At 35.0% G+C, this 12,708-nt stretch carries 10 protein-coding genes and 1 other annotated feature (1 of these 11 running past the window's edge); of the genes, 5 read left to right on the top strand and 5 right to left on the bottom strand.

What is annotated here, in order from left to right:
• Positions 1-13: 13 nt before the first annotated feature.
• On the bottom strand, positions 14-1,423 hold the full coding sequence (locus ACE38V_RS02025) for a Mur ligase family protein (RefSeq protein ID WP_375839465.1): 1,410 nt from the start codon (positions 1,421-1,423) through the stop codon (positions 14-16).
• 26 nt (positions 1,424-1,449) lie between these two features.
• Positions 1,450-4,065 carry a putative amidoligase domain-containing protein gene (locus ACE38V_RS02020; RefSeq protein ID WP_375839464.1) on the bottom strand — a complete coding sequence of 872 codons (2,616 nt, stop codon included), beginning with the start codon at positions 4,063-4,065 and terminating at the stop codon, positions 1,450-1,452.
• Positions 4,066-4,389: 324 nt separating this feature from the next.
• On the opposite strand from ACE38V_RS02020, the gene ACE38V_RS02015 reads away from it, so the two are divergent.
• On the top strand, positions 4,390-5,076 hold the full coding sequence (locus ACE38V_RS02015) for a hypothetical protein (protein ID WP_375839463.1): 687 nt from the start codon (positions 4,390-4,392) through the stop codon (positions 5,074-5,076).
• A gap of 265 nt (positions 5,077-5,341) precedes the next feature.
• Here ACE38V_RS02015 and speE read toward each other — a convergent pair whose 3' ends face one another.
• Positions 5,342-6,229 carry a polyamine aminopropyltransferase gene (gene speE, locus ACE38V_RS02010; protein WP_375839462.1) on the bottom strand — a complete coding sequence of 296 codons (888 nt, stop codon included), beginning with the start codon at positions 6,227-6,229 and terminating at the stop codon, positions 5,342-5,344.
• A 1,091-nt stretch (positions 6,230-7,320) separates the two neighbouring features.
• Here speE and ACE38V_RS02005 point away from each other — a divergent pair.
• From ACE38V_RS02005 to psiE, 4 genes are all read left to right on the top strand, one after another.
• Entirely contained in the window at positions 7,321-8,028 is a 708-nt protein-coding gene (locus ACE38V_RS02005; RefSeq protein WP_375839461.1) for a class I SAM-dependent methyltransferase, read from the top strand.
• A 683-nt stretch (positions 8,029-8,711) separates the two neighbouring features.
• Positions 8,712-9,278 carry a hypothetical protein gene (locus ACE38V_RS02000; RefSeq protein WP_375839460.1) on the top strand — a complete coding sequence of 189 codons (567 nt, stop codon included), beginning with the start codon at positions 8,712-8,714 and terminating at the stop codon, positions 9,276-9,278.
• A gap of 132 nt (positions 9,279-9,410) precedes the next feature.
• A complete protein-coding gene (locus tag ACE38V_RS01995; RefSeq protein WP_375839459.1) occupies positions 9,411-9,563 on the top strand; it encodes a hypothetical protein in 153 nt (50 codons plus the stop codon).
• Between the two features lie 182 nt (positions 9,564-9,745).
• Entirely contained in the window at positions 9,746-10,153 is a 408-nt protein-coding gene (gene psiE / locus ACE38V_RS01990) for a phosphate-starvation-inducible protein PsiE (RefSeq protein ID WP_375839458.1), read from the top strand.
• 172 nt (positions 10,154-10,325) lie between these two features.
• On the opposite strand, the gene ACE38V_RS01985 is transcribed toward psiE, so the two are convergent.
• Both ACE38V_RS01985 and argS read right to left on the bottom strand, forming a co-directional pair.
• Complete coding sequence (locus ACE38V_RS01985) at positions 10,326-10,652, bottom strand: hypothetical protein (RefSeq protein WP_375839457.1); 327 nt, start codon at positions 10,650-10,652, stop codon at positions 10,326-10,328.
• A gap of 233 nt (positions 10,653-10,885) precedes the next feature.
• Positions 10,886-12,574, bottom strand: a complete 1,689-nt coding sequence (gene argS, locus ACE38V_RS01980) for an arginine--tRNA ligase (protein WP_375839456.1) — start codon at positions 12,572-12,574, stop codon at positions 10,886-10,888.
• Positions 12,575-12,613: 39 nt separating this feature from the next.
• Positions 12,614-12,708, bottom strand: a binding site (T-box leader) (it continues 128 nt past the right edge of the window).

Genomic DNA, 12,708 nt, shown 5'->3' with positions numbered 1-12,708 from the left:
TCCCTCCATCCGCTTAATTCTTATCTATAGGAAGCAACCAATTTTTCAATTTTATAAAATCAGAGCGCACCATCACCCGATGCGTTATCTTTAATAACAAAACAGTTTCTTCATTTAACTGATCCTTGATAATTTCATAGATATCCATTCCTTCTTCACAGAAATAAACCTTGTTCTTATCCATCCCAAGCTCTAATGCTCTATGTCCAATAGGCTTCGCTTCGTCGCCTACGACAATTAACCAATCAACACCCGTTTCGACCGCTTTTTCACCTATTTTTTGATATTGCTCTACTGCATAGTGACTATCTCCAAGCTGAGGCATATACCCTAAAAAAGCAATGGATGTCAATTGCTTAGATACATCCTTCAATACTTGTAGTCCTGTCTCCATTGAAAGTGGAGCTGAATTCCATGTATCATCTATGACCGTACATCCATTAACCCCCTTCTTAAATTCAAGGTGCTCCTCGATTTGCTCAAATTGAGCAAGCCGTGAAATGGCCTTTTCTATATCTATTCCAACAAAAGAGGTAGCTGCAATCGCAGCCATAGCATTATAAACATTGTGCTCGCCTAATCCCGGGACAAAAACTTCATATGAACTATTTTCATGGCATAAAGTAAATTCCATTCCTTGTTTTGCATATCGAATTTCTGTTGCATGAAAATGAGCCGATTCCTTTTTACCAAAGTAAACTACATTTTGGAAAGGGGTCACATCAATTATCTTTTCTATATTTTCATCATCTTGATTAAGAATGAGAATGCCCTTAACAGGATCTAGACCGTCAACAATTTCCCCCTTTGCCTTCATATACGCTTCAGGTGTTTCGCTATCAGCCAAATGATGGATACCAATATTTAACAAGATCCGAATCTGTGGTTTAAAATAACGGCAGGCTATCCGTAAATAACCTGGATAGGCGACAGGCATTTCATATACTGCAGCTTCAGTTTCATCATCCAATCTAAGAAGATAGCGTAAATTCACACTCATGGAATTCATGCTCATCCATGTACTCTCTGTTTCAAACTCCGCTTCTAAAATGGTCGCAATCATTTCCTTTGTCGTTGTTTTTCCGCATGTTCCTGTAACACCGATGATGGGAATGTCAAAAAGGCTCCGATAATAATCGATAAATCTATAATAAGCCTCTTGCACATCATCAACGACGACAAGAACAATATTGTTCCCTAATTCTTGACATTGCTCAGGAGATTCCGTTACAACCGCAATTTCTTCATTGTCACGCCAATATTTCCCATTGATTTGATCCTTTCGAAGATGAAATAAAAGGGTATGATCTTTAATTTCCTTATTTGTCCATTTGATGACATGCTTAATTATTGGATTGTTAGAGCCCCACACGATGCGCCCTTGAATTTGTTGTACAATCTCGTTTAATGGCAAATGTTTCATTCCTATATCCCTCCTTATCTTTCGTCTTAAAGATCATCTATCTCATATTCTGTTAAAGAGGTCGCATAATTTAACAATCTAGTAGCAGCCAAATGTCTCAGTTTATAAGCTTGAACCTGAGCAAATAAATTATCTGGCTTGGCATTCATTTCGAGAATTTTTATTTTGTCATGGCCATCGATGCATAGATCTACAGCCAATTCACCAAAGGGGCCAATGCTCTCTTCAATGGTTTCCACTACACTTTTCGTTACTTTAGCAATCTGCTCTCGAATCTCTCGTACTTCTGCTGGGTTCTCATATAACTGATTGAGAACATAGCTTGATTTCCTGTTAATTTCGGTATCCTCCGACATAACTCCCTCATTGGAAAGTCGGGCAACCATCCCCGTTCTTACCCATTTTTGCTTGCCATTTTTTTGCATATAACACCGTAATTCCACATAATTTCCTTTCAATTTTTTGCGTTTAATAGCTTCTTGAACTAAATATTGCTTGTTTTTCTTAAGCGGAAAAAATATAGAAACTAACTCCTCCACTCCTTTTAATTGCTGAAAGCCCCGAGTTTCTAGGTTCATCCAATAGATTCCCATCGTATTTTGTATCACTCGATAAATTCCATTACTTAAGGCGCCTCCAAGTGGTTTGATGAAAATTTCGCCATGTAGATCTAACATTTCCTCTATATCAGATGGATGTTCAAGCAATCTTGCATCTGGAAGATATTCCTCATGATTCTCCGATAAAATTTGATGGGAAGCCCATTTGTTTCCTGTTAATTCAAACAAGGAAGGTGGATTAATAAATGGAATCTGATGGATAAATTGTAATTTAGCACGTAATTCATCGATTTCCTTCCCTCGTTTTAACTTATTGTGAAAATAACGATCATAAATAACAGCAGGAAATGGGAAAATCCCGTCTCCATCTATAGTAGTTCCTTTAATTAACTGCTGCTCCCAGAGAATATCATTTGGTTCAAATACATATACGAGCATTTGCCTCTCCTTTGCAATTCTGCTCAAATGCTGAAAATAAGTTGCCTGCCTTTCAAATGGTCGATCAGCTAATATACCAAGAATAGGCCCTAAGATAAGGGCACCATTTGCAGATGCAACCTTTGGAATCCAATTAGTTGGAAGAGATAATTTTTCACGAAGAGAAGGGGAAAGCTGAATGATGTTTGAGTTGCGAAATGAAAAAGGATAGGGGCGGATAACTGCCTCAGCAAGCGACTTTCCAGCACAAATAAAAGTCTTATCCCCTTCTGTTAAATTAAATTTAATCCTTGTTTTGCGAGGAATATAGATAATTTCTCCACGATCATACACCTCATCTGAAATTGGCATCCCCCAACTTTTTCGAATATCTGTGTCACCACATAATGGTTTCTTTTCATCAATAAAATCAAATAAATAGGTAATTTCTGTCTCAAATTGTGGAAAACTTGCGGTTTGTGAAAGGCTTTTTTTCATATCCTCCCAAAGAAGTGAAAGAATAGAGCAATTTCCTTGATAATAGGCCCTTTGAATTAGTGGTTGAAATAAATGAAAGGTATTCAAATTTTGATGTTCTAATATAATAAGTTTAGCGAGACAGATCGTTGCAAGTGTAATATTCGGATCAATTAACCAAGAACTTAAACTTAAATATTCAAAGCCATATGGTTTTTCCCTAAATCTCCCCAGTCCTCCATGCTTTGTTGCTCTTCTGCGTCTGCTTGTACTTGACTCTTCGATTAGTGCAAGTGGGATTGCAAGATAATAATCCAATGCTCTTAATATTGAAACAGTAGGCTGTAACCCAAAATGAAGATGTCCACCACATTGGTACCCAAAAAACGGCATACTTCCTGCTCGAAATTCAATGTTTTCAAAGGGAATAAGATCAGTTGCCTCTTCAAGTAATTGTTTTAATCGATAATAAAGCATGTGAGGTGATTCAGATGGCTCTGGACGAATTTCAGCAAGCGCGTATTCTCCGCTATCCTGTTCAATCTGTCTCTCGTCACATCCAATTGAACCTTCTATAGGAAAAAAATCTGAGGCAGGTAATAAATCTCCATTGCAGAAAAGCATAAACTCCACATCAGCACCCATCGTAAATGACGAATTCGCACATACAGTGTCTAATGAATTATCCTTTTCAAGAGGTCGGAGAGCAATCACAGTGGGTTGTTCATTCTCGGTAAGACCGATTTTAACAAAAGCATGAGTAGACCCTGTAATATAGGCAGAACGAATGGCAATTTGCAGCCATTCTTCCAGAACATCGTCGAGGTCCACGTCCTCCCATTTCCACCAATTTTCCTTGATTCTTATTGGAATCTCGTTACTCACAACCTTCTCTTGAACACTCTTTTGTACACGAATTACAGATAATTCTTTTACTTCCATGCGATACTCCTGTTCGAAAATATAAAGTTTAGTAAAATAATCAAATCCCTCATCGAAGGCTTGTTCCTTTGAATGAACAACTGTGACATCTTTTCCTCCATGATTTCCAAACCTTCGACCAATGATTGGATATGTGGAAGTTTTTGCATCAACAAATTCAGTTATTTTGATATTGTTTAGTTTTAATATTTGTAGAGTGAGTTCCTTATCCTCTGGTAACCTATACAGGTTCTTTAACGACTCCACATGTATGACCTCCTAAAAGTAAGCTATCAAAAATAAGCGTTCATAACGATTCCATGGTTTAATTTATCATATGGGTTTCAGCAGTTTTTTCTTGTGTTTTTACCCTGTCCATTCAAGGAAATCATCAAAAAATAGACAAATGCAATACCACTTGTGGAAAAATAAAAGGATCCTGTCAAATTACAAGTTTAATAAGCTAAATACATAGCACCAAATGACATTCGATGCATTCAATATCATAAAAGACATGCCCTCAATTTTTGATTTAGGTGAATAAATATTAAGAATCGAAAAGTTCAGAGGATGAAAGTAGGTGATAGAAAAATGCCACATCCATTTATTCAATTGAAATTTATAAAATACAAATATGGACATGACCATTTATACAGTCATTTGGATGCACAGCATGCAATGCCTCCGGAAGCGGATCTTTTCACCGCTCAAATCGTCGAGCAAGTTATCGAAAAAACGGGTTGCTTCGGGATTATCAGTCAAATTTCCAGAACAATCGCAGATCTTAACCGAAAACCAAATGGGAGAAATAACGAAGCTTTAGAAGAATACCGAAAGACAATCAAAAGTAACCTTCTCCAGCTAGGAATTCTAAATCAAGAAACCAATACCAGTCTTCATCCTTATCTTCATTTAACTATTCACGGAATGAGAGATTTGCACCATGGACCCTACGCTATCGAAATTGGAACCCAAAATGGGCGATCCTGTTCCCCTGATGTTTTGCAATGGTTTCAACATACCATCACGACTCTCGTCCAAAAAGTTCTGCCCAACATCACAATCATTTTTGATCATTTCTTCAATGGAGATGAATCCATTCTCTATCATAGATTAGGAGATGGAGATACTTTTAAAGGTTATGGGCCGCATTTTCACACCTTTCAAATTGAAATTTCCCGAACACTACGAGAAAATCATTTGCCCGAAATAGTTGAATTGTTATCCAAAATAATGCTTTCATTTCAGCAAGAAATTGTTATGAATGATTTAAAATAGCTTGCAAGATAAATGAAGATTGGCGAAGAAGCACTTTTCTTTTGTGAGTGCTTTTTCATGACGAAAAATGTAAGGAAATGATTATTTGTTGCTTTTAAAAATCCAAAGTTGATTGATTGATCAAACCCATTCCAGAAAAGAATACGCAAAGAGAATCCATATACTTTCCATATATTTTAGCCAAATTTATTTTCCAAAAAAAAGGAGGACTTCGATCGAAAGTCCACCAAAAATTTTTCCGTTATAACTATATCTAGGCAAGATTTTACCACTCTCCATTATCGATAATCTTTTTCACATATTTGGGAAGAACAAAAGAGGATAAGAATACCTCCTTGTCAATATACTGAGTTTCCTCATCCTTTAACTTGCTTAAATCGGCATTAAGAGGGTCCCATTTTTTCGAAGCTAAGGTAAAACTCCATATTCCACATGGAAAAAGAGGGATGGTAAATAAATAAGTGCGCACAATAGGAAAAAGCTCACGCAGATTGTTCACCGTACCTTGTAATGTGGAAATATTATAAAATGGAGATCCAGATTGAAATACGGCGATGCCGTCCTCGGTAAGAGCATCATGCACATGCTGATAAAATTCAGGTTTAAAGAGCTTTTTTCCTGGACCAACTGGATCTGGTCGATCTATCATTAAAATATCGAGTTCTCCGTTTTTTTCTTGAATCCAATCCATTCCATCCATATGAACCATCTGTAATCTTGATTCATTTTCATATATCACTTCTGGAGTTAAGTATTTCCGACATATTTCCGTTACCTTCTCATCAAGTTCGACAACTGTTATTTCCTCTACATCAGAATATTTCATAACTTCTCTCGCAGGTCCACAATCACCACCACCAATCATTCCTATGCGCTTTGGATTCGGGTGGGTTACGATTGGGACATGACTGATCATTTCATTATAAATAAATCCTAAGCTCATCGAATTTTGTGGGGTCCCGTCCAATACAAGCATTCTACCAAAAGCCTTTGAGTCCACGATGCTAATTTCTTGAAATGGTGACTTCTCATAATGTAGTAAAGATTTTATTTTATAACCGGTTTCCATATGCGCATTGGCAACATAATTCCAGATCCAAACATAACCATCACCCTCCTTCTTAAATCCAGAAAGGGACTTTTCTCTCGGCATTTGCTTCACCTTCTTTTCATAAGTTGTCAATTCCTTTTATAGAGTATGAAAATGCGGCAAGCATTGACATGCTCCATTCGCACAAATTAGAGGATAGTCACTTCGGATCATTAAGAAAAACCGGGCAAAACCGCTGACGGGTTCCGTTAAACTATCACAAACATTAAAAATGTAAGGCAAAATGGCCTTCAAATTGTATGGTAATTTGTAGGTCGATTTTTGTTGATATAAGGGGAGTTCGATCATTATTTTTGGAGAATTTGTAGGGCAATTTGTATATTAAAATGTAGGGGCACAATATCTAGTGCAGCGTTGCAAAATACACTACATTTTTACTTGCAAATGAATATACAAAAAAATATTGTTTTCTTAAATTTAAGGTTAGCCGCTGTTAAATCTGAATGTTGATTTTACTGTGTATGAAAAATAAACGGAAAAATTCCGTCTATATTGGGAAATACCCATATTTCCTTAAAAATAAGGGGAGTTTTTCCGTTTAAATGATCCAAATCTTTATATTTTGTCTTATTTAGAGCAGTTAATCGGAATATCTCCGCTTATATCGGCTTCTTAAGCTTCCTCTATATACATTAGCAGGAAATTCTCCGCCTATGAATTCTCATACCTACACGTTATTGATAAGGAGAAGGCGAAAATAGTTTGTAAACTTCTCAATGAGCAGAATTCGTCATTCGCAATCCGAAGAATTAGCCATTAAAAGCAGCAATAGCAAGGGTATAAACCCTTGCTATTGCTAATGTTTTTTAATTTCTCTAGCCTTACCATTTGTCCTACATTTTATTACATTTTGGTTTGCATTTTCCTGTGTAAATTGACGTTTTGCGATAGTTACGGAACCCGTTACAAAACCGCCCGGTCCTTTTTTGTTTAGCGCATAGCCGAAATTTTGTATTTTATCCCATGTACTCCTTTATAATATTCGGTCGTGTAAATTTTATCTGATATTTTTTATACATTCAGCGAACATTATTAGAGAAAGCAATATCTATGATTTACATCATCTGTATGCTTATCTGCTTCATTTATACTAAAATAGAATAAAAGAAATTTTGAAAGAAAGGGATTCAAGCATGTCATTTTATGAAACATTAGCACCCTATTATGATCAAATTTTTCCTACTAATGAAAAAGCCTTTCGATTTTTATCCATATGTTTCAAGGGGAAAAGAAACTTATTAGATGTTGGAGCAGGGACAGGCAATATGGCATTTTCCCTTGCTAATAGTGGATACATGGTTTCCGCTTTAGAACCTGAAGCATCCTTTACAGAAGAAATTCGAAAAAAAATCATTAGGAGCAGAAATCACCTTAAGCTCTATAGAAAAAACATGCAGCAATTGAATGAGTTGAATGAAATCTATGACGGGATCTATTGTATCGGAAATACCCTCGTTCACTTAAACAACCTAGAGGAAATAACTCAGTTTTTTCGAGACTCCTACCTCACCCTAGCGAATGATGGAGTAATGATTATTCAGACGGTGAATTATGAAAATATATTAACAAAAGAGCAATTTAGTTTTCCTATTATAAAAAGAGATACATTCACCTTTGAGAGAAAATATGAAATATCTAAGGATACAGTTCTTTTTACTACTACTTTAACATCGGATGGAAAAGCTAAGATTAATACGACAAAGCTGTATCCGGCAGTAGCAGATCAATTAGTTTCTAGCCTAAAAAGTTGTGGATTTCATGATATAACCGTTTATGGGAATTATGATTTTCAGAATTACTCAAGTAACTCCCCTGCGCTCATTCTCGTTGCAAAGAAATGACAGGAACTTCTCCTGTCTTTTTTCTATGAAAAAAGTTACTTTTTGAAATTTCAACCATCTCATATAAAGCCAACAGGAGGTATTGTGATCCCTATTCGAATAGCAATTCGCTGTTAATATAGATAAACGAGCATTCACTCTTTTTTTCTCCTAAATTCAAGCACATCAAAAAGCGATACTTTATTGATTCAAAGTATCGCACATTTTTAATGAATGTCCATATATCTCCACAACAGAAAAGCGAGGAGAAAAGCAAGTAAAGGCAATAATAGAAACAAGAGATAATAGCCTTCCTGTGAAGAAAGTGTAATGGAGGGGATTAAAAAGGCTAATCCGCTTATAAAGAATGCTTTTGCTGACTTTTTGACCAGCCCCACAATAAAATATAATCCCGAAACAATCATTAGTCCCCAAAATATCATTCCTACGAAAAAGAAACTTAGATCAAACCAAATGGAGCTAAACATGAAAAGTTCCATCATTGTTCATTCCTTTTATACTTTTTTCAAATGCTTATAAAATATGGCAATTTGCATTCTATATCTAGAATATTGAACGCTCTCAAAAATGGTGATCATGAAATCCTATTTAAGGGCCACTTTTCAGTCAATTTTCATATTTAGCAAGTATCCTAATAAGGACATACATACTATCGCTTTTAGAAAAAAATGGGAGGTTTAATGATGAAGTATTTTCAATTAATCTTTGCTTCTGTAATTTTAATTTTCATACTTGGATTCGGGGTGACAAATTCTATAGCGTTTGCAGATGATGACGGTCATCATTTTGAAAAGCACGATGATGGAAAATATGGTGATTATCAGGGCGATCATGAAAAGGAAGGTCCAATAGAGGAAATTGGAAAGATGATTGGTTGGGGAACGGCTATCGCAATGGGATTCGCTGCGCTGCTCTATCCATTTAGAAGGTCATTGAAAACTTTGATTTCCCAATTTTCAAAATGGAAAAATACCTTCATTTCTTTTGGTAAATTCATCACAAAAAATCATGTTTTAATTGGACTAATCGCCCTAACTTTAAGTATCCTCCATGGTGCATTGATGTTTCTAAAAGAAGGTGAATTAGAAGGAGAAGGGATCATCGGCCTCGGCTCCGTCCTTTTTATCGTATTAGCTGCAATACTAGGCAGCAAATTAATGCAAAACAAAAAATCCAAAAGACTTCGTACAATCCATATGGTTTTCATTTCATTTGCACTTTTTCTTGCCATTACCCATATAATTGCTTAGGATAAAAAGCTGTTGATGATTCACTGGAACCATTCTTAAAAAATCGTTAAAGATTATTTTTTTCTTAAAATCATAACTTCTTTCCTTATAAAAATTTCCTTTTCTACACATGCTAAAATGGGAGGTGTAGAAATGGACGATAAAAATGAAAATGAAAATCATCAGTCCACTCAATCTGAACAAGAAGATATTCTAAATCGAGTGGATCAAGCCTTCAATAAAATGGTAGAAGATGTAAAAAATATTTTGAATGACAATAATGAAGAAATAAATCATCCATCATAATGTTCAACGCCATTTGTGGCGTTTTTTTTTTTTAATCTAAATAAGTTTTTTTATTAAATAGCTATCAGAACAGCCTTTATTTTGTATCAAACAAATTCATCAGAATTAATGATAAATAATAAAACTTCAAACTAGAATCCTGATGCCAAATATCTTAAAATAAACAGTAGAGGAGGTGAAACATGAAAAAATATACAAATATAGCCATTGCTCAAATCCTTCAATGGGGATTGAATGTAGCGTTAGTGGTCTTAAGCATTATATTAGCAGCTCTGCTTTGCAAGGAAATCATTAATCTTTTCCATCTTGCTTTTTTCGAAACTGGGAAGGAAGCACATTTTGAATTACTTGAAGGGATTTTAGTATTTTTTCTTTACTTTGAATTCATTGCAGTTGCCGTTAAATATTTTCAAGAACATTATCATTTTCCACTTCGATACTTTATATACATCGGAATTACAGCAATGGTCCGTTTAGTTGTTGTCAACCATGAGGATGCAAAACAAACATTTATTTATACCGTAAGTATTTTAGTTTTAGTGATTAGCTATTTTATCATTAGCTTTCTCCAGGAAAAAATAAAAAAATGAATGATGATTCTTTTCTTATTTAATAGTAAATACACTTCTCAGATTTCCTCTTCCTTTTTTCCTCTATTCGCTTCTTTTCTTAACAATTTCAAAATCTTTTAATTCATTTTTCTTGCTATTCTAACTACAAAAAATGAGGTAAAATCTTTCTATGCCCTATTGTTACATCCCTTTATAACTTCAAATGAGATTGGAAAAAACCACTATTTTCTGATGTATCAAACACTTCAAAGATTCTATAGACTATTTTCTCATCTGTATACTTTTCAAGTTTGGCCGTGAATTTAGGAAATAAAATTTCATGTGCGTTTTCAGCATCTTGTTTTGTATCCCAATAATTTAATGTATGGTATTCACCATTTAAATCATCAAAGAAATAAACATTTCCTCTAAATCCAGTTAAATTCCGATTAAATGAATCATATTCCTTACATATTTTTTCCGCAATCTGTCGCTTTCCAGTTCCTAATTTAAATTGTACAAGACGAGCGTAATACATAATACTCCTCCTCAAAAAAAATCTCGGTACTGTTACTTTATGAAAAAAAATGAAGCAAGATACTGAAGAATGTATAAAAAGGCACGAAATTTCCTTTATTTAAAAAAATGAAGAACCGGGAGGACAAATTAATTTGGATTGACACTAATAATAAGTTTTTATGATCATTTTTTTGTTTATAAAAAAGAGGCCAGCATTACAAAAGCTTTGGTTGAATGCTGGTCTCTCTTATTTTACATTTTTTCCGGTGCTTCAAGTCCCAACAGACGAAGCCCTTCCTTTAACACTATTTTCACTGAAAATGCTAGCGACAGTCTTGCATGTTTTAAAGCTTCATCATCGAGAATTCTTACAGTAGCATAATATTTATTAAATGCCTTCGCCAAGTCAATCACATATTTAGCAATTTGAGACGGATCATACCCATCCAATGATCGCTTAAGGATATCAGGAAATGACATTAATAACGTAATAATTGGCCAAGCTTCTAAATCATCCAAATGAATTTCTTCGTTACTTTCCTCATAAATTCCTTTTTTTAGTAATGATGAAATACGTGCATGTGTGTATTGAACATAAGGACCTGTATCTCCTTCAAAGCGCAACATATCTTTTAAAGAAAATTCAATATCATTCATCCGATAATGCTTCAAATCATGGAAAATGACAGCTCCTGTTCCTACTTGACGGGCCACTTCTTCCTTGGATTCAAGATTCGGATTTTTTTCCATAATATCATTCATCGCAAGCTTGATTGCTTCTTGCACGACTTCCTCTAAGAAAACAACCTTCCCTTTCCGCGTTGACATCTTCTTACCATCCATTAGCATCATTCCAAAAGGTATATGAATAAGACCTTTATGCCAGTCATACCCCATCTTTTCTAATACAGAGAAAAATTGCTTAAAATGAAAGGACTGTTCATTTCCCACTACATATAAAGATTTAACGAAGTGATAAGTTTCCTGCCGATAAATTGCAGCCGCTAAGTCACGGGTCGCGTAAAGGGTAGTACCATCACTTTTCTTAATTAAGCAAGGTGGTAAATCCTTTTCTTCTAGAGAAACGATCTCTGCTCCTTCAGATTGAAGCAATAATTTTTTCTCCTCCAAAAGCTCGACAACCCGTTCCATTTTATCATTATAAAAAGCTTCTCCATTATACGAATCAAAAGTGATTCCTAATAGTTCATATAATCTTGAAAATTCCTTTATGGATTCCTCTCTAAACCACTTCCATAATGAAATGGCTTCTTCATCTCCATCCTCTAGCTTCTTAAACCATTCACGCCCATGATCATCTAATGAAGGATCCTTTTCAGCCTCTTCGTGAAATTGAATATACAACTTTAAGAGCTCATTGATTGGATTCTTTCTAACCTGTTCTTCGTCTCCCCATAATTTATAAGCAACAATCAATTTCCCAAATTGTGTACCCCAATCGCCTAGATGGTTGATTTTAATGGGCTGATATCCACATTTTTCGGTAATTAATGCAAGAGCATTCCCAATAACAGTTGAGCGCAAATGTCCCATGGAAAAGGGTTTTGCAATATTTGGGGATGATAAATCAATCGTTACAGCCCCTCCATGACCAATGTTTACATCACCATAATGCTCTTTTTCAGAAATGATTTGTTTCATAACCTGTGAGGATACTTCTTTTTTGTTAAGAAAAACATTTACATATCCACTTACGGCTTCCACCTTTTCAAACTGAGAAGATTTAATGCCTTCAGCTATTTCAGTTGCAATAATTTGTGGAGATTTCCGATAAACCTTTGCCAATTCAAAACAAGGAAAAGCCAAATCCCCCAAATTTTCATATTTCGGTTTTTCAATCATTTCACTTAATTTGTCTTTTTCTAATACACCATTTAAAAATTCTGATAATACCTCAACTAAGTGCTCCTTATACATCATTTTTCCCTCCAATAAAAAAACTCCCGCCTCTTTTATAATAAAAGAGACGAGAGTTTGATGATTTCCCGTGGTACCACTCCATTTGTTTTTAAACAATAAAAACCACTTCTTTTTGTTAACGAGGTATTTCCCCG

The organism is Cytobacillus sp. Hz8 (assembly GCF_042263505.1).
In the GTDB taxonomy this organism is placed as follows: domain Bacteria; phylum Bacillota; class Bacilli; order Bacillales; family Cytobacillaceae; genus Bacillus_BE.
This window is presented reverse-complemented; position numbering and strand designations above follow the sequence as displayed.

What these genes read in the sequence shown, in the direction of transcription:
- ACE38V_RS02025 (WP_375839465.1), bottom strand. Translation starts at nt 1,423, where the DNA reads ATGAAACATTTGCCATTAAACGAGATTGTACAACAAATTCAAGGGCGC.
- ACE38V_RS02015 (WP_375839463.1), top strand. Translation starts at nt 4,390, where the DNA reads ATGCCACATCCATTTATTCAATTGAAATTTATAAAATACAAATATGGA.
- speE (WP_375839462.1), bottom strand. Translation starts at nt 6,229, where the DNA reads ATGCCGAGAGAAAAGTCCCTTTCTGGATTTAAGAAGGAGGGTGATGGT.
- ACE38V_RS02005 (WP_375839461.1), top strand. Translation starts at nt 7,321, where the DNA reads ATGTCATTTTATGAAACATTAGCACCCTATTATGATCAAATTTTTCCT.
- ACE38V_RS02000 (WP_375839460.1), top strand. Translation starts at nt 8,712, where the DNA reads ATGAAGTATTTTCAATTAATCTTTGCTTCTGTAATTTTAATTTTCATA.
- ACE38V_RS01995 (WP_375839459.1), top strand. Translation starts at nt 9,411, where the DNA reads ATGGACGATAAAAATGAAAATGAAAATCATCAGTCCACTCAATCTGAA.
- psiE (WP_375839458.1), top strand. Translation starts at nt 9,746, where the DNA reads ATGAAAAAATATACAAATATAGCCATTGCTCAAATCCTTCAATGGGGA.
- ACE38V_RS01985 (WP_375839457.1), bottom strand. Translation starts at nt 10,652, where the DNA reads ATGTATTACGCTCGTCTTGTACAATTTAAATTAGGAACTGGAAAGCGA.
- argS (WP_375839456.1), bottom strand. Translation starts at nt 12,574, where the DNA reads ATGATGTATAAGGAGCACTTAGTTGAGGTATTATCAGAATTTTTAAAT.